General features: G+C 62.0%; 13 protein-coding genes. 9 read left to right on the top strand and 4 right to left on the bottom strand.

Going from position 1 to position 22,124, the window contains the following annotated elements:
• Window positions 1–35: 35 nt before the first annotated feature.
• Window positions 36–1,064, bottom strand: a complete 1,029-nt coding sequence (hrcA, locus tag C0V76_RS10850) for a heat-inducible transcriptional repressor HrcA (protein ID WP_101942423.1) — start codon at window positions 1,062–1,064, stop codon at window positions 36–38.
• Window positions 1,065–1,304: 240 nt separating this feature from the next.
• On the opposite strand from hrcA, the gene C0V76_RS10855 reads away from it, so the two are divergent.
• The 3 genes from C0V76_RS10855 to C0V76_RS10865 all read left to right on the top strand — a co-directional run bounded on the left by C0V76_RS10855 (window position 1,305) and on the right by C0V76_RS10865 (window position 11,822).
• Complete coding sequence (locus C0V76_RS10855) at window positions 1,305–8,231, top strand: S-layer family protein (protein WP_101942424.1); 6,927 nt, start codon at window positions 1,305–1,307, stop codon at window positions 8,229–8,231.
• Window positions 8,232–8,329: 98 nt separating this feature from the next.
• A complete protein-coding gene (locus C0V76_RS10860) occupies window positions 8,330–10,144 on the top strand; it encodes a hypothetical protein (RefSeq protein ID WP_101942774.1) in 1,815 nt (604 codons plus the stop codon).
• Window positions 10,134–11,822, top strand: a complete 1,689-nt coding sequence (locus C0V76_RS10865) for an FkbM family methyltransferase (protein WP_158239214.1) — start codon at window positions 10,134–10,136, stop codon at window positions 11,820–11,822. The genes C0V76_RS10860 and C0V76_RS10865 overlap by 11 nt, the downstream gene beginning before the upstream one ends.
• A gap of 39 nt (window positions 11,823–11,861) precedes the next feature.
• On the opposite strand, the gene C0V76_RS10870 is transcribed toward C0V76_RS10865, so the two are convergent.
• Genes C0V76_RS10870 through C0V76_RS10880 form a run of 3 tightly spaced genes read right to left on the bottom strand, consistent with a single transcriptional unit; the run spans window position 11,862 to window position 14,462 of the window.
• A complete protein-coding gene (locus C0V76_RS10870) occupies window positions 11,862–12,518 on the bottom strand; it encodes an FkbM family methyltransferase (protein ID WP_101942426.1) in 657 nt (218 codons plus the stop codon).
• A gap of 29 nt (window positions 12,519–12,547) precedes the next feature.
• The gene (locus C0V76_RS10875; RefSeq protein WP_101942427.1) at window positions 12,548–13,288 is read right to left on the bottom strand and encodes a hypothetical protein; all 741 of its coding nucleotides are present in this window, start codon (window positions 13,286–13,288) and stop codon (window positions 12,548–12,550) included.
• 13 nt (window positions 13,289–13,301) lie between these two features.
• Window positions 13,302–14,462, bottom strand: a complete 1,161-nt coding sequence (locus tag C0V76_RS10880) for a glycosyltransferase (RefSeq protein WP_101942428.1) — start codon at window positions 14,460–14,462, stop codon at window positions 13,302–13,304.
• Window positions 14,463–14,607: 145 nt separating this feature from the next.
• On the opposite strand from C0V76_RS10880, the gene C0V76_RS10885 reads away from it, so the two are divergent.
• From C0V76_RS10885 to C0V76_RS10910, 6 genes are all read left to right on the top strand, one after another.
• Window positions 14,608–15,495 (top strand): NAD kinase, encoded by an 888-nt coding sequence (locus C0V76_RS10885; RefSeq protein ID WP_101942429.1) that lies wholly within the window; start codon window positions 14,608–14,610, stop codon window positions 15,493–15,495.
• A 27-nt stretch (window positions 15,496–15,522) separates the two neighbouring features.
• The gene (gene recN / locus C0V76_RS10890; RefSeq protein WP_101942430.1) at window positions 15,523–17,193 is read left to right on the top strand and encodes a DNA repair protein RecN; all 1,671 of its coding nucleotides are present in this window, start codon (window positions 15,523–15,525) and stop codon (window positions 17,191–17,193) included.
• Between the two features lie 99 nt (window positions 17,194–17,292).
• The gene (locus C0V76_RS10895; protein ID WP_101942431.1) at window positions 17,293–18,207 is read left to right on the top strand and encodes an alpha/beta hydrolase; all 915 of its coding nucleotides are present in this window, start codon (window positions 17,293–17,295) and stop codon (window positions 18,205–18,207) included.
• A gap of 17 nt (window positions 18,208–18,224) precedes the next feature.
• On the top strand, window positions 18,225–18,722 hold the full coding sequence (locus tag C0V76_RS10900; protein ID WP_101942432.1) for a heme-degrading domain-containing protein: 498 nt from the start codon (window positions 18,225–18,227) through the stop codon (window positions 18,720–18,722).
• A 69-nt stretch (window positions 18,723–18,791) separates the two neighbouring features.
• Window positions 18,792–20,024: an MFS transporter gene (locus C0V76_RS10905; protein ID WP_101942433.1), complete on the top strand. Its 1,233-nt coding sequence runs from the start codon at window positions 18,792–18,794 to the stop codon at window positions 20,022–20,024.
• A 395-nt stretch (window positions 20,025–20,419) separates the two neighbouring features.
• Complete coding sequence (locus C0V76_RS10910; protein WP_101942434.1) at window positions 20,420–22,012, top strand: GDSL-type esterase/lipase family protein; 1,593 nt, start codon at window positions 20,420–20,422, stop codon at window positions 22,010–22,012.
• The last annotated feature ends 112 nt before the right edge of the window (window positions 22,013–22,124 follow it).

Below are 22,124 nucleotides of genomic sequence, written 5' to 3' on the forward strand. Positions count from 1 at the left end.
CGGCAGTTGCCGGAGTTTGGCGTTTTCGCGGGGAGTCAGGTGTTGCTCGACAAGGCGCTGGAAAGCAGTCGTGCTGTGATGTCCACAATCGGGATGACGCGTTCGTAAGCCATGCGCTGCGGGCCGATCACAGCCACGGTGCCGACGACCTGGCCGTCGACCTCGTAAGGCGCGGTGACCACACTGCATTCGTCCAGCGGGCTGATGCCGGATTCGCCGCCGATGAAGAGCTGCACGCCCTCGGCGCGATTGGAAATATCCAGCAACTGCACCAGGCCAGACTTCTGCTCGAACATTCGGAACAGCTCGCGCAGGCGGTTCATGTTGGAGGAAATGTCATCCACTTCCAATAGCTTGCGTTCGCCGGTGATCAGATAGCCCGAGTTCTGTTCCTCCATGGCTTCCTGGCCAACAGTAATGGCGGCCGACATCAGCTCGCTCATGTTCTGCTGCAGCTGCACCAGCTCACCGCGCAGGTGATCGACCATTTCGCCAAAAGCCAGCCCGGCGCAATGGTGGTTCAGGTAATTCGCAGCGGTGACGAGTTCGGAGGCTGTGTAGGCGCGTTGGGTGAACAGGATGCGATTCTGCACATCGCCGCTCATAGCCACGATGATCAGCAGCACGCGGGTGTCCGACAGGCTCACGAACTCGATCTGGCGGATTTTGGTGGCTTCGCGGCGTGGCGCGGCGACGATGCCGGCAAAGCTGGTCAACTCCGAGAGCAGGCTGGAAGCTGCAGAGAGTACGCGGCGTGGCTCGTCCGGATGGATGTGGTGTTGAAGTTCGCGAACTTCGGTCTGCGCCAGCGGTTTGACGGTAAGCAGGGTGTCCACGAACAGACGATAGCCACGTGCGGTAGGGATGCGACCGGCAGAGGTATGTGGGCTGGTGATCAGGCCCAGCTCTTCCAGATCCGACATCACGTTGCGGATCGTAGCGGGCGAGAGTTCCAGCCCGGACTGCTTGGAGAGCACGCGCGAACCTACGGGTTGACCCTCGGCGATATAGCGTTCGACGAGCGTTTTCAGCAGGAGTTGGGCACGTTTGTCTAGCTGGGGCATGGCTGCATTGTAAGGGCTTGGCAGGAGCTTTGGGCAGATCCTGCAGCCTGGCCCAAACAGCAGAAATGGGGGGCATTTAGCCGGCTCACATGCCGCTCCACGTAGGCAAAAACTTGCAAAAATTTGCTAAACCTTTGTTCTGACTCGCCGTTACAGAACGCATCGGGCTCCGACTGAAGCGGCTTGCTGCTGACTGGAACCTATAAAACTAGAGAAACGCATTTCCGTCAGGAGTTAGCCATGCCAACCGTTACCGGACTGTCGGCCTCACAGATAGCCGCACTGACCACAACCCAGGTGGCCGCACTCACGACCGCGGATTTCAAGGCGCTTTCCCAAACCCAGATCGGTGCCTTCAGCGCAGAGCAGATTGCGGCGATGGAAACCCAGGATCTGGTGACCCTGACCGGGGCCCAGGTTGCTGCGTTCACCCCTTACAACGTGGTGGGTTTCACCAGTGGACAGATTCAGTCGCTGACTCAAACCCAGTTTCAGGGCATGACGGTTGAGCAACTCAGCTCCCTGAGTTCCGATCAGATAGCCGCCATGGAAACCCGCGATCTGGCGGCCCTGTCGGTGACGCAATTGCGCGGGCTGACGGTGGATCAGATTGTCGGGTTTGGTACGAGTCAAATCCGGTCTTTGAGTGCCACACAGGTCGCTGGCTTCTCTGCCGAGCAGATCGGCTCCTTCTCCACCACGCAGATTTCCGCCCTGTCGACTTCGCAAATCAAGGTTTTGACAACAGGGCAGGTGGCTTCTCTGGGGGCTGAACAGGTTGCGGCGCTGACCACGGCCCAGGTGAGGAATCTGACTGTTAGCCAGGTCCAGACCTTGTCCGAAGACCAGCTCAATGCGTTGGAGACTAGTGACTTCAGTGCTTTGACGGCAACCCAGATCCAGGCACTGAAGACCAACCAGATCAGTGCCTTGTCGGAATCCCAGATTGCGGCTTTGACGACGCAGCAGGCTGCCAGTCTCACCCAGGCCCAGATCCAGGTGCTCTCGCCGGAGCAGATTCAGGCCATGAAGACGCAGGACGTTGGCGCACTGGCTGTATCGCAGCTCAAGGGGCTGACAACCGAGCAAATCGAATCCTTGTCGTCGGCCCAAGTGGCGGCAATGACTTCTGGCCAGTTGGCCAGCTTTAGTGCGAATCAGCTCAAAGCGCTCACGACGGCACAGGTGTCGGCCCTTGAAACACAGGATCTGGCCGCGCTGCTTGCAACCCAGATCAGCAGTTTGAAAACGGATCAGCTCGCTGCGCTGAGCACCACACAGATCCAGGCCTTGCAGGCTACCCAGGTTGCCGCATTGAGTTCCGCCCAGGTACGTGCTTTGAGCAGCACCCAGATCGCGGCGATGGAAACTCGGGATCTGTCCGCCCTGTCTGCCACGCAGATTGCAAGTCTGACCAATGAGCAGGTGTCTGCCCTCGGCACACAGCAGTTTGCGGCCCTTTCAGGCGCGCAGATCAAGGGGCTGACGAGCAGCCATATCCAGGCGTTGACGACGGGCCAGATCGAAGCACTGAACTCGGTGCAGGTACAGAGTCTGTCTGCGACCCAGGTTTCTGCCATGTCATCCGATCAGATCGTGGCGATGGAAACCCGCGATTTCTCGATGCTGAGCGCTACGCAATTGCGCGGATGGGATGCCAGCCAGGTCGGCACCCTGACCACGAGTCAGATCGTGGCCTTCACGGCCATGCAGATCGCTGGTTTGACCACCTCCCAATTGTCGGGGCTGAGCACGGGGCAGGTCAGTGCGATCGAGACACGTGATCTGGTTGCCCTGACGGCAACCCAGATCCAGAAGCTCTCGACGGATCAGCTGAGCGCTTTGAGTTCGACCCAGATTCAGAGTCTTACCGCCCTTCAGATCAAGGGCCTGGATGCTTCGCAATTTGCGGGCTTCTCAACTGAGCAGATTCAGAGCCTGACGACTGCTCAGTTCAGCAACCTTTCGGCTACTCAGCTGGGAGGGCTCAATTCGAGTCAGATCGCTGCAATTGAAACCAGCGATCTGCGATTGTTGTCCGCAACCCAGCTTGCCGGGCTGAATTCTGACCAACTCAGCGCGCTGGGGACGGACCAGCTGGGGGCGTTGAAGACCAATCAGATTCAGGGTTTGACCACTACTCAGCTGGCTGGGCTCACGTCCGATCAGATCGAGTCACTGACGACCGATCAGTTCAGGGCCATGAGTGCCAAGCAGATCAGCTCTTTTTCGACTACCCAGATCGCAGCTCTGGCGACCGATGATCTGACATCCTTGACGACCGCACAGTTCAAGGCAATGAGTGCAACCCAGCTGGCCGCATTGACGACCAGCCAGATCACCGGGCTGAATGAAGAGCAGATCAGCGTGCTGAGCTCGGCGCAGCTGGCTGGCCTCGAAACCGCCGATCTTTCGGTCATGAATGCCACGCAGTTGCGGAGCCTGACGACGGCGCAGCTGCGCCAGCTCTCGACTGATCAGGTGGCTTCACTGACCTCAGCTCAGGTCGCAGGTCTTGGTGCCGCTCAGATTAGCGCCTTGAAGACGGATCAGATTGCAGCGCTCAACTCCGAGGATCTCTCGGCGATGAGCCGGGTGCAGATCCGCAGCATGACAACTGCGCAGCTGAACGTACTGACGACGGATCAGTTCTCCGGGTTGGACTCCTCCCAGATCACGGCTTTGAGTGCCGCACAGGTGGGCTCACTGCGCACGGATCAGATTCGCGCCATGACGGTGGACGAACTTGGCGCCATGAGCCAGAGCCAGGTGCAGGGTTTTGTCACCTCACAGATCCGCGCAATGACGACCGAGCAGGTCAGTGCCCTGACGAGCGCGCAGATGTCCGCCATGAGTTCGGCTCAGCTTGCCGCACTTGATTCTGCCCAGATCGGGGCCATCGGTACCGGGGATCTGGCGGCTTTGAGCGCCACCAAGGTGCGGGGCTTCACGACAGCTCAGATGCAGGCGCTTACCAGTGATCAGATCACCGCCCTGACGACCGGGCAGATTGCCGGGCTGAGTACGGCTCAGGTTGCCGCGCTTGAGACCGCTGACCTGCAGGCCATGAGTTCTCAGCAGATTGCCGCGCTGACCAATACTCAGGAGCGTGCACTCACCAGCCAGCAGGTGGGCGCTTTGACGAGTGACCAGATCGGCTCACTGTCTGCAAGCTGGGTTGCAACGCTCGCAACGAGCCAGATCGCCTCCTTGAGCTCCGAGCAGTTGAACAACCTGACGAGTGCCCAGATTCAGGCGCTCACGACCGGTCAGATCGCAGCCTTGTCGTCCAGCCAGATTACTTCGATGACGACGGAGCAGCTGTCTGCCTTGCGTTCGGCCCAGATGACGGGCTTTGAAACCGGCGATCTTACGAATCTGACCACCGCACAACTGGCCAGCCTGACGACGGCTCAGCTGGGCGGCTTGAGCAGCACCCAGATTGCTGCGCTCAGCACTACCCAGATCGGGCGGCTGAGCACTGATCAGGTACGGGGCTTGAGCAGCGCTCAACTCCAGGCGCTGACCACTACCCAGATGAGTGGGCTGGGGTCTGATCAGCTGGCGGCGCTGACGACCGCCCAGTTCGCTGCGCTGGAAACGGCAGATGTGGCCGCGCTGAGCACCGAGCAGCTGGCTAATCTGTCGACTACGCAGGTGAATGCGCTCTCTACTTCCCAGGTGGCAGGACTCCAGACTTCGCAGATTCGCGGCTTGACCTCGGCCCAGGTTGCTGCGCTGAGCACCGGCCAGATCAAGGCATTGACTACGGCCCAGGCCGCTGCCTTGGGCACTGCGCAGACGGTGGGTCTGGGGACTACCCAGATTGCAGCGATGGAAACCCGTGATCTTGCCGCGCTGAGTTCTGTTCAGCTGGCTGGTTTGACGACAACCCAGGTCGCTGCATTGGGCACCCAGCAGATTGCTTCGCTGACCACCACTGAATTGCAGGGGCTCACCAGTGCCCAGGTTCAGGCACTCGATAGCACCCAGATTCGCGCACTGACGACCGGCCAGATTGCTTCGCTGACGACCAACCAGACCAATGCGCTCACCACAGCCCAGCTGCTGGCCCTCGAGACGGCTGACCTGGCTGCGCTCACCACGACGCAGGTGTCGCAACTCGCAGCAGGGCAGGTGGCTGCCTTGACGACCAGCCAGATCCGCATTCTCTCCTCTGCACAGATCGGAGCGCTGAGTGCCGAGCATATCAATGCCATGTCCACGGATCAGGTGGTGGCGATTGAAACGGCAGACATCGGGGCGTTGAGCAGCACCCAGATCAGGAACTTCAGTGCAGACCAGATTGCCAGCCTGACGAGTGCTCAGGTCGCGGCCTTGAGCACCGATCAGATCCGCTCGATCGAGGCGGATGATCTGGCTGCGGTGAGCAGCACGCAAATTTCCAGGTTGTCGACGGCCCAGGTGGCTGCCCTGACGACCCTGCAGGTTGTGGGTCTGGAAGAAACCCAGGTTGCTGCTTTGAGCAGCGCCCAGATCCAGGCCATGGGCACCAGCCAGATTGCAGCACTGGAACTCAATGACCTTGCTGCCATGAGTACCGCGCAGCTTGCCGCATTCTCCACCGCGCAGATCGCCGGTTTGACGACGGCCCAGGCGACAGCTTTGACGACCGCCCAGATTGCAGCCCTGAGCAGCGCTCAGGTGCGCGCGCTGGAAACGCGTGATCTGGTCACCCTGAATGCTGATCAGATTGGTGCGCTGGATACCCGGCAGATCGTTGCCTTGAGCAGCACACAGGTTCAAGCGCTGACGGCTGAGCAGTTGGGCGCCTTGAGTTCCGCTCAGGTTGGGGCACTTGAAACCTCTGATCTGGCGCTGCTGAGTACCACACAGATCCGCAATCTCTCGGCTGAGCAGATCGCAGGCCTTACAACGGCCCAGATTCAGTCCCTGAGTACCGATCAGGTCAAGGCTCTCACTGGGGCGCAGATTGCTGCCCTGAGCTCTACCCAGCTTGTGGCTATTGAGACCCGTGATCTGGAAGCGCTGGGTGTAGGCCAGGTCAGAAGCTTCACCACGGATCAGGTTTCTGGGCTGACCAGTGCCCAGATCCAGGCCTTGAGCACCACTCAGGCCCAGGGCTTGAGGACGGATCAGATTGCCGCACTGACCACTGCACAGGTTCGCGCAATGGAGGTCGCCGATGTATCGGCCTTCACCACGGCTCAGCTCCAGGCCATTGAAACGGCGGACTTCGCCGCATTGAGCTCGGCACAGGTCCAGGGCCTGAGCACCGCTCAGGTAGAGGCCATGACAACGGCTCAGGCTGGCGCGATGACCGCGACTCAGGTTGGCAGCATGACGACGGCTCAGGTGGCGGCAATGCAGACGGCCGACCTGACACAACTGGGCTCCAGCCAGATCCAGGCGCTGAGCACTGCGCAGGTTGTTGCCTTGGGCACGACACAAGCTGCCGCGCTGCTGACCAGCCAGGTGTCCAGCCTCACTGCGGCCCAGATTGGCGCCATCGAAACCTCCGACCTCGTCGCACTCGATACCAGCCAGTTCCAGGCGTTGAGCTCCGCGCAGATCCAGGCGCTGGGCACTGGCCAGGTGCAGGCCTTGAAGACCACGCAGATCGAGGCGCTGACAACGACCCAGGCCGCCGCGCTTACAACGGCGCAAGTGGCTGCGCTGACCACCACGCAACTGGTGGCCGTAGAGACCAGGGACATCGCGGTATTGGGCGCCGCCCAGATGACCGCGCTGAGCAGTGCGCAGGAAGTGGCGCTGACCAGCGCCCAGGTGGCCGTGCTCTCCAGCGTTCAGATTGGCGCACTGTCCGGCGACTGGGCGGATGCGCTGGGAACGACCCAGCTGGCCGCACTGACCAGTGCTCAGACCCTTGGCATGACCACTGCCCAGATCCAGGTACTGGATTCGGCCCAGATCGTGGCCCTGACGAGTACCCAGGCTCAGGCGCTGACCATCGAGCAGCTCGCCGCCATGAGCAGTGCTCAGGTCGCCGCACTGGCGACGGACGATCTCGCCGTATTGAGTGGCAACCAGATCCAGGCGTTGGGCACGGCTCAGACCCGTGCGCTGACTTCCGCTCAGATCCAGGCGCTGACGACCACACAGGTCCAGGCGCTCACCGCAGAGCAGCTTGGCGCTTTGAGTTCCGATCAGATCGCTGCCTTCGAAACCTCCGACCTGGCCGCCATGACAACGGCGCAGGTGCGCAGCCTCTCCACAGCGCAGATTGCCGCGCTGACCACGGCCCAGATCTCCGGGTTGAACACCACGCAGGTCAGTTCGCTGACGGTGGCTCAACTGGGCGCGTTCGAAACCAGCGATCTGCAACAGCTCACTTCCTCGCAGATCCAGGCGCTGACCGCACTCCAGATCACCAACCTGAGTACTGCCCAGACCCAGGTGCTGACTTCGACCCAGATTGCGGCGCTGAACACGAGCCAGATCCAGTCGCTGACGGCAGACCAGCTCGGAGCCCTGACCTCGGCGCAGTTTGCCGCGATCGAAACCGGCGATGTGCAGGCCCTGACGGCGATCCAGATCCAGTCTCTGAGCACCACGCAGATCGCGGCACTCACGACCTCCGCTGCTGGCCAGCTCGCAGCACTGACGACCAGCCAGATCCAATCGCTCACAGCGGCTCAGGTGGGTGCGTTGAGTACGGCACAGGTCTCCTCGCTGACGACCAGTCAGGTCACCGCGATCGACCCGACGGATCTGGTTTCGCTCACCACCGCCCAGATCGATGCGCTGAGCAATGGTCAGGAAACGGCGCTGAACTCCAGCCAGCTCGTGGCACTAAGCAGCCAGCAGATCGGTGCGCTCTCCACGACGTGGGCTGGCGCTTTGAGCACGACGCAAGTCGCACAGCTCACGGCTACCCAGATCACTGGCCTGACGACTTCTCAACTCGCGGCATTTGGCAACAGCCAGATTCAGGCGATCGAGGTGGTGGATCTCATGCAGATGAGCACGACCCAGATTACCAATCTGGCCGACAGCCAGCTGCAGGCCTTCAGCACTACGCAGATCCAGAACCTGACCGAAGGCCAGATCAGCGCACTGAATACGGATCAGCTGACCGCACTCACTGCATCGCAGGCTGCCGCAGTGACCGAAACCCAGCGCGCCGCCCTGACGACGGCTCAGATATCCGCCCTGGATTCCTGAGTAATGATCTGATTTGGCACCCCGAAACCGGTTTATTCCGGTTTCGGGAGCAGGCCAGGAGGCATTAATCTGCAGGCTACCCGTGAAAGGATGTAGCCGTGGCTGAGTCTGGAACAGATTTAGGGAGTGTGCTGCTGCGTGCCTGGCAGGGTCAGCTTGATCTGCTGCAGCTCTTCAATGCTGCTGCGGGCTTTGATGCGCAAGGCCTGTTCCCACTCTCGGCCGTGCTGTACCAGACCTGGCTGCAGCGCAATCATTCCGATCGTCAGCAATACGTCTACTTCAATCTGGGTTCTGCCTTGCTCAATGCGGGCGATCTGGAGCCTGCCCAGACTGCCTATCAGAAGGCTGCAGAGCTGGATGCCGGATTCATCCAGCCACGATTCAATCTGGGTATTGTGCAGGAGCGGCTTGGGCGCATCGCGGATGCACTGGAGATGTGGCGCTGGGTAACGGTCAATGTGAACCCGGAGGACCCTGAGCAGCGCGAGATGCTGATCTCGGCGCTGAATAACATCGGGCGCGTGCAGGATGCTGCCAAGCAGTATGGCGAGGCACATGATTGCCTCACACGCAGCCTTCAACTCAAGCCCGATCAGCCTGATGTGCTGCACCACTGGGTCTTCATTCGGGCACGGCAGTGTGCCTGGCCGGTGTATTCAGCGATCCCCGGCGTGAGTCTTGAAGCCATGCGTGCGAATACCTCGGCGTTGGCCATGCTCAGTCAGAGTGATGATCCGCAGGCCCAGCTGGAGGCTGCGCGCAACTATGTGCGCAAGAAACTTGCGCCGCTACCGCCTCCGCTTACGGATGGCAGCCGCTATGCACATGACAAGATTCGTGTGGCCTACTGCTCGTCGGACTTCTGTCTGCACCCGGTAGCGATGCTGACGGTCGAATTATTTGAATTGCATGATCGTGAGCACTTCGAGGTCTACGGATTTTGCTGGACGCGCGAGGACGCTTCGCCGATTCGCCAGCGTATCGCCAAGGCTTTCGATCATTTCATCCGTATCGATACGCTGGATGACGAAGCTGCTGCCCGCCTGATCCGCGAACATGAAATAGATATCCTCATCGACCTGCACGGGCAGACACTCGGTGCGCGCGCCAACATGCTGGCCTGGCGGCCGGCGCCGGTGCAGATCACCTATCTGGGCCTGCCGGCCACCACAGGGCTGCCATCGATCGATTACGTGATTGCTGATCGCTTTCTCATCCCGGAGGAAAGCGCTCCGTTCTACTCCGAAAAGCCGCTGTACATGCCGGACATCTATCAGGTCAGTGACCGCAAGCGGCTCTGTCTGCCGCCGCCGAGCCGTGAGAGCTGCGGCCTGCCGGTGGATGCCTTCGTGTTCTGCTCCTTCAACAACAATTACAAATTTACACCGGCCGTGTTCGAGGTCTGGATGCGCATCCTGCAGCAGGTGCCGCATGGAGTGCTGTGGCTGCTCTCGGACAATCCGTGGGCCGAGGCCAATCTGCGTCGTGAGGCGCTGGCACACGGCATCAATCCGGCCCGTCTGATCTTTGCGCCGCGTGTCGCACCCGAGGCTTACCTTGCGCGCTACATGGCCGCTGACCTGTTCCTCGATACCTTTCCCTTCAATGCCGGCACCACTGCCAACGATGCGTTGTGGGCGGGCTTGCCGGTGCTGACTTGCCCCGGGCGGACCTTTGCCTCGCGCATGGCCGGCGCCTTGCTGACCGCAGCAGGCTTGCCCGAGCTGATCTGTGCGGATTTTCCCGCCTACGAGCGCAAGGCCATCGAACTGGCCAACGACCCGGCCACCTGTCGACGCCTGCACGAACACCTGCTGCAGCAGCGCGAACATGGTCCCTTGTTCGACAGCCCGCGCTTCGTACGCCACCTTGAGCAGCATTTCCGGAGATTGGTCCATCATGAAAATTAGCCTGCCCTGGGGGCGCCTGTTCCGCAGCGCTGACGCCATGCCTGCCGAACCGTCTGCAGCGTCCGCATCGAGTGTCGCTGCGCCCGCGCCTGCCATCCCGGTGCGGCGCTTGGTCTGCTATTGCGATGGCGGCTTTGGCAATCGCTTCAATGCGCTGGTCACCGGCCTGATCCTGGCGCGTCGTGCGGATTTGCCGCTGGAGGTGGTATGGCCGGTCAACAACTGGTGCGGGGCGCGCTTTGGCGAACTCTTTGATAGCCCGCTGACGGTGATCGAGCGCGAGCTGGCGAGCTTCGTGGCCGAGAAGGACGAGTACCAGTATCTGATGACCGAGGATCACCTGCAGCAGGGTGTGAGCTTCCGCTCGCCGCTGGGCTTTGAGCAGGAAAGCGAGTTGCTGGCCTGTGTGAGCGGCGATGACAAACCGGTGTTTCTCTATACCCCCTTGATTCCCGCCTGCCTGCCGCCGGACGAGGTGCTGGCTCAGGTACGCGCCTTGCAGATTCGTCCGGAAATCCAGCGCCGAGCGGAGGCTTTCCTGGTTGCAAAAGGTTTGCAGGGCGAGTTCTTTGGTCTCCAGATCCGCAAGACTGATTTCGGCGCCAATGCGGCGGACGACGAGAATCTCTTCAATCTCGTCAAATCCTTGCCGGATCGGCGCTTCTTCGTCTGCTCGGACGATGCCGGTGTCGAGCAGCGGTTTGCCAGCCTCGCCAATGTGGCCGTGCATGCCAAACAGGCTTATGTGGAAAAGCTCAATCCGGGCGACTGGATGGATCCGACCCAAGACTGCAGTGGCCGCATCTATCACGGCAACATCAATCGCAGTGCCGCCAGCGTGATTGATGCGGTGGTGGATCTCCTGATCCTTTCGCATTCAAAAGTGGTGCGCACTTCGGGCAGCACCTTTCTGAGCACCGCCTTGCTGCTGCAGGCGGCACGCACTGACGTGGCTACTGCGCCGGTTGTGCCGCAGGCGGCGGCCGCAAGCGTTGTGCCGGCGCAGGCCTACAAGATGAGCCTGCCCTTGTTCGATACGATCCGGGCTCTGGGCTTGCCTGCCCCTGCTGGCATTCTGCAGGTGGGAGCCAGCTATGGTCAGGAGATGCAGTATTTCCTCGAGAACGGCATTCGCGCGGGCCTCTTCATCGAGCCCCTGGCGGAGCCTTTTGCCCACCTGGCGAGCGTGTGTCGCCAGGTTCCGGGCTATATCGCCATGCAGGCCTTGTGTGCTGACACGAGCGGGCAGACGCATACCTTTCATGTCGCCAGCAATGGCGGCATGAGCAGCAGCATCCTCAAGCCGGCGCAGCATCTGCAGGTATTCGATTATGTGAAATTCCCCACCAGCGTCGAACTGGTCTCGCATACGCTGGATGAAGTCATGGCCTTCGTGCGGGAGTCCGGTCACGGTGATGCGCTGGACAAGCTTGATACGCTCTACATGGACACTCAGGGCGCCGAGCTCAGGATCATGGTGGGTGCGCCGCAGACGCTGCGGCAGATCAACTACATCTTCACCGAAGTGATGCGCGGCGAGATGTATGAGAAGCAGGCATCCTTCCAGAGCGTATGCGCTTGGCTGGATGTAATGGGCTTCACCCTGAACAACGTGTATTTCGGCCCCGGCCATACTGGCGACGCGCTCTTCATCCGCAAGAGCCTGCTCGGCTTGTGAGGGGTGCGGGCAGGGCGCCGAGGCGCGCCCTGATGTCCCTCAGCGCGCGTACACGTCACCCCACAGCAGACTTTCGCTTGAGGCACTGTTGCACAGGATCTGGATCAGCTGATAGAAGGGCAGCCATTGCTGGAACTGGAAGTTTTCCTGCTCTCCGAGTGAGAGATTGAACTCCTTGTAGCCCAGGCAGATCAGGCGCTCGATCACTTCCATCGAGCGCGGCATGAACTCCGCCGTGAATTCGAAAGAGAGGATGCCGATTTTCGAGTTCAAGCCCTGGATGACGTTGCTCTCGTAGCCTTCCACGTCGATCTTGCAGTAGCGCGGCACGCCGTACTCGGCAACCAGAGCGTCGAGCGTGGAGATTTCGACTTCGGCGGTCTTGTCCCACACGACATTGGCAAAACGGCCGGTCTTCCAGTGTTCGGCCAGCGTGCTCAGTACCGGGGATTCGGAGCAGATATTCATCGTCATGCGCCCGGGCAGCTCGCCGAGGGCTTTTTCGACGACGGCCGCATCAAGCTGGCCGCCGAAGCGCTGGCGCAACCGGGCCGCCATTTCGGGTTGCGGCTCCACGCAGACCACGCGTGCCTTGTGAGCCAGAAAGACCGCCGCCTTGTCACCCAGATTGGCACCGATATCGAATACCAGATCGCCCGGATTGAGCAGCTTGAGAACTTCGTGTTCATTGGCCATGTTCGGGGCTCCGTACACACTTGCAGGGGTCAGAAGGGATTCAGGCACAGGTCGGCCTGGAAGGGGTGGTTGGGGCGATCCAGCGGGCCGGGGATGGGCTCGCGGGAATAACCGGCAAAGCCATCCAGATCACGGCGCAGGTAGCTCAGTTCCAGTACCTCGGGGATCGGCACGCCTTCCACCATCACGAAGCCCTTGTAGTTGTTGGCGTGCAGATGAATCGGCGCATGGTGCTTGCCCAAGCATTCAAGCAGATGCTTGACGCGGTTGAAGAACAGCGGGTCGGCAAGCTTGTTGAAATCATGCAGCTCGCAGCAGATCACCTCGAAGGACAGCAGGGCGTCCGGGTTCAGTTGCTCGAAAATCTCGTATTCACCGCCTTCGATGTCGAATTTGAAGAGAGGGTGTTGTGGTGTCCCTTCAAGTTGAGCGCAGATGTCCTGCAGGGACAGAAAATCTCCTTCCGTGCGTGGCCCCCAGCCCTTGCGAAAGAAACGGAAAAATGGGTGCTCGACCGGCAGCTTTGCAACCGTGTGATCGAACTGTATTACCTTCGCTCCGCGTTGGGCCAGCGCCAGATCGAAGCTCACATCCGGCCCCACTCCGATGGAGACCACCGCGTCGCAGGCGAGGGCGCAGTCGGGCACCACGTAGCCTCCGTCGTAGTGATTGCCCAGGCGCACCTTGCCATGTCGACGCATGGCCAGTGGGCGCATCAGGGCGAGAAGTTCGAGCACTCGGTGCTGCTGGCGGACGTCATAAAGTTGCATGAGCTTTTTCCTGTCAGGACTGAAGCAGGGGAATAAGGGGAGCGATGGCGTGATCCCAGTCGTGGCGGCTGGCGTGTTCGCGTGCGGCCAGACGGGCCGGCGCATCGGCGCCCAGCGGGCCGGCCAGGGCCGTTTCGCGCACCAGGGCTTCGAGGCTGGCGAAGTCTGGTTCCAGCCAGCAGCTTTCTTCGGCCTCGCGCAGCACGCCGCGCTTGAATACCGTGGCGATCTTGCGGGTGTCCGTGCCATGGCAGAAGTCGTCGGTCGAACCGCCCGAGCTGACGATCACCGGCGTGCCACAGGCTTGCGCTTCGAGTACCGGCAGGTTGAAGCCTTCTGCCCGGTAGGGTGACACATAATGATCGGCGAGCCCGTAGAGCTGGCGCAGTTCGGCTTGGGAGAGATTCTGTGACACGACCAGGATCGCGTTCAGCACATCCTGATTGAGCAGGCCCGGGTGGCTGGCCGCCACCTGCTGCAGCACGCTGTCGACCGGCAGGCCGTACAGCGCCCGGGCATCCTTGAGGATCAGGCGGATGTTGGGCTGGTGCTGATGCGCCAGGGCGAAGGCGCGTAGCAGGAGATCTATGCCCTTGTTCCAGGTCGGCACGCCGACGTTCAGAAACACCACCGCATCTGCCGGAATTCCTAGTGCGGCTCGTTGGCTGGCCAGCTCTGCGGCCTCGAGTGGCCGGCAGCTGTGCAGATCGACGCCATGCGGCACCACGCGCAGCTTGTCCTCCGCAAAGCCGAAGTCGAGCAGGCGGTCGCGTGACCAGCGCGAGGGCGTGACTAGCAGGTTGTTGCCCGCGGTGATCTGCTCTGGCGACGTGGCCGGGTCTTTCAGATTGCTGCGCTGGTAGCCCAGCTCCGTCACGGCGAAGCTGAGGGTGCGGCGGGCTGCCGGATCGGGGGTGTGGAGCGGGGCGCAGATGCGATACACGCAGTCTGCTGCGGCCTCATCCAGCGGCGGCAGCCCCATGATCAGCGCCTCTTCTGCCGGGTGGAAGCCCGATGCGTGGTCGCGGGTGTTCCAGTGCTGGAAGAACCAGGGCATGTCCCGGTGAAACAGCTCAAAGCCGCCGTGGCGGGCCAGCGCCAGGATCTGGTGCTGGTTGACCATGGCGAAGGAATGACTCACGCCACGCCAGCCGGCAATCAGGATGCGTTTCATCGGGTGCCTTCAAGGGGATCGGCTCGTATCAGGCAGTATGGAGGAGGGCCGCGCTTGAAAAGACCGGATAAAGGGGAATTTGTCCGGTCAAACCCTGTGCTTGAAGCCATCCGCAGCTTGGCCGGCTGTGGTTTAATCCCGGCCCATGGATGATGAATTCAAGATTGTTGCCCTGGTTGGAAAGTTCCGTAGCGCGGATGTGGCCGAGTCGGTCATGCGCATGGCGGCATTTCTGGCTGGGCGCGGGCTGGAGGTCTGGCTTGAGGCAGGCACTGCCCATGCCGTAGGCCATACCGGCACTGAGCGCGTGCTGAGTTTTGAAGAGATTGGCGAAGGTGCTGATCTGGTCATCGTGATGGGGGGCGATGGCACCATGCTTACCGCCGCGCGTGCCCTGGGGGTGCATCAGCTGCCGCTGGTGGGGGTGAATCAGGGGCGCCTGGGCTTCCTGACCGATGTGTCGCACGAAGAAATGTTCGAGCGGGTCGGCGAGATCATTGATGGCCGTTACCTGCGCGAACGTCGCTCCCTGCTGGAGATTGAGCTGTGGCGTGCAGGTGAGTGCATCCATTCAGGCATGGCTCTGAATGACGTCGTGCTGTCGCGTGGCGAGATCGGCCGCATGATTGAGTTCGAACTCCGGGTGGATGGCGAGTACATCTACACGCAACGCTCCGACGGCATGATCATTGCCACGCCGACAGGCTCCACTGCATATGCTTTGTCGGCTAATGGTCCGATCCTGCACCCGCGCTTGGCCGGCATCGTGCTGGTGCCCTTGTGCCCGCACGCGCTGACCTATCGGCCGCTGGCGCTGGCGCAGGACAGCGTGGTCGAACTCAAGATTCTCGGCGAGCGCGATGCGATGGTGCACTGTGATGGCCAGACCATCTTCGAAGCCACGCTGGGTGACAGCATCCGCGTGCTGCGCTCGCAACAGGGCGTGACCTTGCTGCATCCCGAGGATTACAGCTATTTCAATGTGCTGCGCGAGAAGCTCCACTGGAGCGCGTTGCCGCCCCAACTTAACTGATCTGTTGCCAAGCGAAGAAACCAAGCCATGCTGCGCCGTCTGCTGATTCAGGATTTCGTGCTGGTTGATCGTCTTGAGCTGGATTTCCGGGTGGGCTTCGGTGCGCTGACCGGCGAGACCGGTGCCGGCAAATCTATCCTGCTGGATGCGCTGTCTTTGCTGCTGGGTGAGCGTGCCGATGGTGGCGTGGTGCGTAGCGGGCGTGACAAGGCCGACCTGGTGGCCGAATTCGATCTGACTGGGGACTCCCCCGCCATCGAATGGCTGGCGTCGAATGATCTTTCCGGCGATGAAGGCGTGCTGCTGCTGCGCCGCGTGGTGGATGCCGGCGGTCGTTCGCGTGCCTATATCAATGGCCTGCCTGCCACGGCCACCCAGTTGCGCGAGCTGGGCGATTTCCTTGCGGACATTCACGGTCAGCACGCACATCAGGCCTTGCTGCGTGCGGATGCCCAGCGCGATCTGCTCGACAACCACGCTGGCCTGCGTGGCCTGGCGCGCGAAGTCGCCGGCCTGTGGCGTGACTGGCAAGGCGCCCGCAAGGCCCGCCTGGAGGCAGAGCAGGGCATGGAAGCCTTGCAGCATGAGCGCGATCTGCTCGCTCATCAGGTCGAGGAATTGCGCGCGCTGGCTTTCGAGGTGGCGGACTGGGAGGCGCTGAATGCCGAGCATGCCCGCCTTGCCAATGCCGCGGGCCTGATCGAAGGTGCGGCGGCGGCACTGGACGCCCTCAGTGAAGGTGAGGCGCCGTTGGGTGCCGAGACCGAACGTGTGGCCGCGCGCCTGAGTGAGCTCGCCGGCTATGACGCTGCGCTGGCGCCGATTGCCGAACTGATTTCCGAAGCCGCGATCCGCATGGACGAAGCGGGTCATGAGCTGCGACGCTATCGCGATCGCCTTGAGCTGGACCCGGCCAGTCTGCAGCGGGCTGAGCAGCGCATCGAAGCCGTGGTGGGCATGGCGCGCAAATACCGGGTGTCGCCTGAAGGTTTGCCGGAGTTGCTGAGCGGGGCCTCTTTGCGCCTGGCCAGCCTCAGCGCGCTGGCCGATCCGGCCGCCCTGCAGGCACGCGAAGCCGAAGCACGCAGCGCCTATCTGGAGGCCGCCTGGCGCCTCTCGGCCGGGCGGGAGAAGACGGCTGCCGAACTGAGTGGGGCCGTCACTGCCGCCATGCAGGATCTGGCGATGGCCGGCGGGCGTTTCGAGATCGTGCTCTTGCCCGAGCCGGAAGGCTCCGCCGTGGGGCTGGAAAAGATCGAGTTCCAGGTGGCGGCCAACCCTTCCCAACCGCAGCGCGCGCTAGGCAAGGTGGCCTCTGGCGGTGAGCTCTCGCGGATCGGGCTGGCAATCCAGGTCATTACTTCCGAATCACAAGCCGTGCCGACCCTGATCTTCGATGAGGTGGATTCCGGCATCGGTGGCCGCGTGGCCGAGATTGTCGGCCGCCGTCTGCGCGAGCTGGCACAAGCCGGGCAGGGCCGCCAGGTGCTGTGCGTGACGCACTTGCCACAGGTTGCCGCACAGGCCAACTGGCAATGGCAGGTCAGCAAGCAGACTACGGCGGGGATCACTACGTCGCATCTGGTCGAACTCGATGAGGCCGGCCGGGTAGAGGAAATCGCGCGCATGTTGGGCGGCGTCAATATCACCGACACCACGCGCAGCCATGCTGCCGAGCTGCTCGGCACACGCAGCTGATCGGCTCCGCCGGCCACATGTGGCAATCGCGATCAAGACCGCTGCCGGGCCCGCTTGGCATACTTGCCGTTTCCTGATGACGTTTGAAAAGCAGCGCTCATGACTTCTTCTTTCCCCTTGCAGCACCTTCTGCGCATTCCATTGTGGCCCGGCGTAGCACCCGGTTCCGAGGGCGTTCAGCTCACCGAAACCCTCACTGAGCGCAGCCCCGATCCGGCCGTCTTCATGGATCGCGCCGTAACCGGCATAGCCAGCCCGTACCTGACGGCCTATGTACCGGCCAAGCCGAATGGCACGAGTCTGGTGCTGGCGCCCGGCGGCGGCTATATCCGTGTGGTGCTGGACAAGGAAGGCATCGAGATTGCCGAGTGGTTGAACACCTTCGGCATTACCGTGTTCATCCTCATGTACCGCCTGCCCGGCGAGGGCCATGCTTCGCGCTCTGAAGTCCCGCTCCAGGATGCGCAGCGCGCCTTGCGTCTGGTGCGTGCGAATGCCTCGGTCTGGGGGCTGGCGGCAGACAAGGTCGGCGCCATGGGCTGCTCGGCCGGCGGACATGTGATCGGTGCGCTGGCCACTCTTTTCGAGCGGCCGGTGTATGCGCCGCAGGATGCGGTGGATCGCCAATCAGCCCGGCCGGACTTTGTGTCGCTGCTCTATCCGGTGCTGACCATGGATGCGCGCTGGGCCCATGTTGGCTCGCGCGAAAAGCTGCTCGGCCTGTCGGCTGGCGAGGCCGTGGATCCGGCACTTGAAACCGCCTGGTCGTGTGAAGCGCAGGTCGGTCCGGCCACGCCCCCCTGTTTCATTGCTCATGCTGCCGATGACGCGTCCGTGCCCGTGCAGAATGCGCTGGCTTTCCACCAGTCTCTGCTTCAGCAGAATATCTCGGCCGCGCTGCATATCTTCGAAAGTGGCGGACATGGTCATGGCATTCGCCTTGCCAAAGGCCATCCTACCGAAGCCTGGAGCGGGCTTTTCGAACGCTGGCTGCGTCAGCGCGGCCTGATCTGAACCCGGAAGGAACCTATATGAATCTCGACGCCGATCTGGCCCGCATTGCCCTGCAGGAAGAGCGCCTGCAGTTCGAGTCCTTCGGTCCGGATACGGCCTGGGCGCTGGGCTGCCGCCTGCGTGAAGCAGCCGTGGCTGCGGGCCATCGCGTGGCCATCGAGGTGTGCCAGAACGGCTTCCCGCTCTTCTACAGCGCCTTGGCCGGCTCTTCGCCGGATAACGCAGACTGGATCCGGCGCAAGCGCAATGTGGTCGAGCGTTTTCACAAGAGCTCCTACGCGCTGTGCCTCATGATGGAAAAGCGCGGTTCTACGCTCACTGAGCGTTACGGGATTCCGCTTTCTGAATACGTGGCGGCGGGAGGTGGTTTTCCGGTCCGTGTGCGCGGCACGGGAGTGGTCGGCTTCATCGGCGTATCGGGCCTGGCCCAGCGCGATGACCATGGTTTGATCGTCGAGGTATTGGCCGGAATGTTAGGCGTGGCGCTGGCCGAGGTGGCACTCGCTGCCGAATAAGCCCGGCCGCTTGCGTCGATCTGCTGGCTCTGCGAGGCTGGCAGCACTTTCTTTGCGCCGGACTCTGCCATGACTGACAAGGACGCACGTCTTCCCGCCTGGTTCTGGCTCACCCTGGCCGCTGCGGCAATGCTGGCGATCACCATGGGCGCCCGCCAGTCGCTGGGCCTCTTTCTCTCTCCACTCAATACGGCGACTGGCCTTGGCGTGGCCAGCATCAGCTTCGCCATGGCCATTGGCCAGTTTGTGTGGGGCGCGGTGCAGCCGGTGGCGGGGGCGGTTGCTGATCGCCACGGACCGGGACGGGTGCTGGTGGCGGGGGTGCTGATCCTGGCCGCCGGGCTGGCGGTTACGCCTTTCATGGCGTCGACCTGGGGCTTGAGCCTGAGCCTGGGCTTGCTGATGGCGGCCGGCTCCGGCGCGGGCAGTTTCTCGGTATTGATCGGTGCCGTCGCGCAGCGCCTGCCGCCTCAGAATCGTGGCATGGCCTCCGGGATCATCAATGCGGGTGGCAGCTTCGGCCAGTTCGTGTTTGCGCCGGTGGTGCAGGGGCTGATCCTGCTTCTGGGCTGGATGGGTGCCCTGTGGGCGCTGGCCCTCATCACCCTGGCGGCCTTGCCGCTGGTGCGTGTGCTCAAGCGTCCGGTACATGATGAGGCGGCTGTCGCCAGTCATGCCGCTGCGATGGCGGAGCCACTGTCGGTGGTCTTGCGCGGCGCCTTGCGCGATCGCAGTTATCTGCTGCTGCACGCAGGATTCTTCACCTGTGGCTTTCATATCGCGTTTCTCGTCACTCATCTACCGGGGGAGGTGAATCTGTGCGGGCTGCCGGCCGGCGTGGCGAGCTGGTCACTGGCATTGATTGGTCTGGCCAATATTTTCGGCAGCCTGTTTGCCGGCTGGTGCGTGCAGCGCTATCTCAGCAAGATGATCTTGTTTTGGATGTACGCCTCGCGGGCTGTGCTGATCCTGATCTTCCTGGCTGCGCCCAAGAGCGCGCTGACTTTCTATCTCTTTGCCATCGGCCTGGGTTTCACCTGGCTGGCGACCGTGCCACCCACGGCCGGGGTGGTCGGCAAGCTTTTCGGCACGCGTTATCTCGGTACGCTTTTCGGACTCACGCTGCTGTCTCACCAGATTGGTGGCTTTCTCGGTGCCTGGCTGGGCGGTCTGGCGTTGGCGGGGTGGGGCAGTTTTGCCCCGATGTGGTGGGCGGATATCGTGCTCGCTGCGCTGGCGGCGCTGCTGAATCTGCCTATCCGGGAAGCACCACTGCAGCCTGTTGCGCGGAGGGTGTCCTGATCACAGCTTGCCCTGCCGTTAAGTCTGTCGTAACCCCCGGTCGCGGCGGGCATCTGGCCGGTTGTCGGCATGTAAGACAAAGTCTTACAAAGACTCTTCCAAAAGTTCGATTTGACTGCTAATTTCCGCTCTGGGCTGTGAAGTAAGTCACGGTTTGCGGCCCGTACAAAAACGAGACGCCAAGTAGCACCCAGGAGTCCGGAGACAGGCGGTAGCGCACCTTCCGGTGCGGTGTCGGGCGGGAGACGGGTGCAAGCCTGCCTCCCGGTTGACATGTCGGGTCACCCCTTGCGGTCTTCCCTGACCTGATTCAGAACAGCAATCCCCATCAAGTAGCGTTGCATGCCCTGAGGCTAAGCTCGCCGGAACAATTGTTCTTCCGAGGAGCTCTTTGCATGATCACGCGCCGCACCCTTCTGGCCCTATCCATCTCCGCAGCCTGTGTCGGTCTGGCCGGCTGCGCTACATCCGGGCTGGACAATCGCCCCGAACTCGCCGGAGTGGTCGCCGTAGGCGGCCCGTTGGCACATGCCCGGGTCAGCATCGTGGATGCCAAGGGCCTGCGCCGCAACGTTCAGGCTGATAGCCGTGGCCGCTATGAACTGGACCCGAGCGGGCTGACCGCACCGCTGCTGATCTCGGCCATCGAGGCCGGTAACAACAGCAATTGCCGTTACAACGCCACCCTGCGCGCGCGTTGCCTCGCTTCGGTGCTGACCGAGCTTTCCCCGGGCCGCAACATCGCCAACATCAATCCGCTGACTGATCGCATCGTGTCCGATGTGGCAGTGGGGCTCAACTACTACGGCCCGCAACAACTGGTCGATGCCGGCAAGGCGGCGGACATCACGCCGGCCGCTGTGGCGGCGGCTAAGAAAACCTCACTGGAGGGATTCGCAGCCGCCTTGAAGGCCGCCGGTGTCAGTGAGGTCGAGCGCTTTGACGCGGTGACGACCCCGATGCAGGCCAATGGCAAGGGCCTGGATGCGGTGCTGGAAGTGGTGAATCACAACCGCAATTACCATAACCCGAGCAGCGAGTCCGCCTATACGGTGCTGACTGACATCAGCTTCCGCCCGATCGTTGGCCTCAATGGCAGCGGCCCTTACGAGGCGCTGGATTTCAAGCGCGCACAGCAGGAGCTGGCTGCGATCAAGGCGGCCAAAGTCCGGGTATTGGTGGTCGGCGATTCGACGGCGGCCACCTACGAACTGGAGCGCATGCCGCGCATGGGCTGGGGTCAGGTTTTTGAAGCGAATTTCCGGCCCGAAGCTAGCGTGAAGGTGCTTAACGCCGCACGGGCAGGGCGCAGCTCGAAGGATTTCTACATGGGCGGCTGGTATCAGCAGATGGCGCGTTTCATGCAGCCGGGGGATCTGGTGCTGATCAATCACGGCCATAACGATCAGAACTGCGATGGCAGCAAGAAGGAGCGCGGCGCAGCTGATGTGGCCGGGTTGTGCAGCTACCCGAACGACGCCCAGGGGCGGCCGCAGTTCCCGTCAGGCAAGCCCGAGATGAGTTTCCAGAATTCGCTGCTGCGCTATGTGGACATGGCTCGCGCAGCAGGTGCCACACCGGTATTCCTGACACCGACTACGCGCGTCTGGAACAAGGATCGCAAGCCCGGCTTCCCGGTTGTGCCGCAGCACCTTACGACGCAGAACAGCGCCCAGGGCTTTGCCTTCGTGGGCGACTACAGCCAGACCGTAAAGGACGCAGCCCGTGCGAGTGGCGTGCCGCTGATCGATCTGGAAGCGAAAACCATCAGCTTTGCCAATGCTCACCAGCAGGACTGGCAGAACTACTGGCTCGCCATTGGTGATTTCAAGGCCTGGCCCTGGTACGCCACTCAGAGTGCCGGCACCGCGAAGAACCCGGACACTACGCACTTCCAGCAAGGGGGCGCCGAAGCTGTCGCTGCGCTGGTCGCGCAGGGCCTCAAGGAGACGCCCGCGCTCAACAGTTACGCTGTGCTGCTCAAATAGCGCGCGGACCCCTGTCTTGTCTCATTGCCCGGCACCCGATTCAGGTGCCGGGCTTTTTTTCGCGTCTGCTGCAGTCTGCCGGGCGAGTCGTGCTAGTATCCGCGCCTCTCGC

The sequence above is a fragment of the Uliginosibacterium sp. TH139 genome (assembly GCF_002855595.1).
GTDB classification, from domain to species: Bacteria; Pseudomonadota; Gammaproteobacteria; order Burkholderiales; family Rhodocyclaceae; genus Uliginosibacterium; species Uliginosibacterium aquaticum.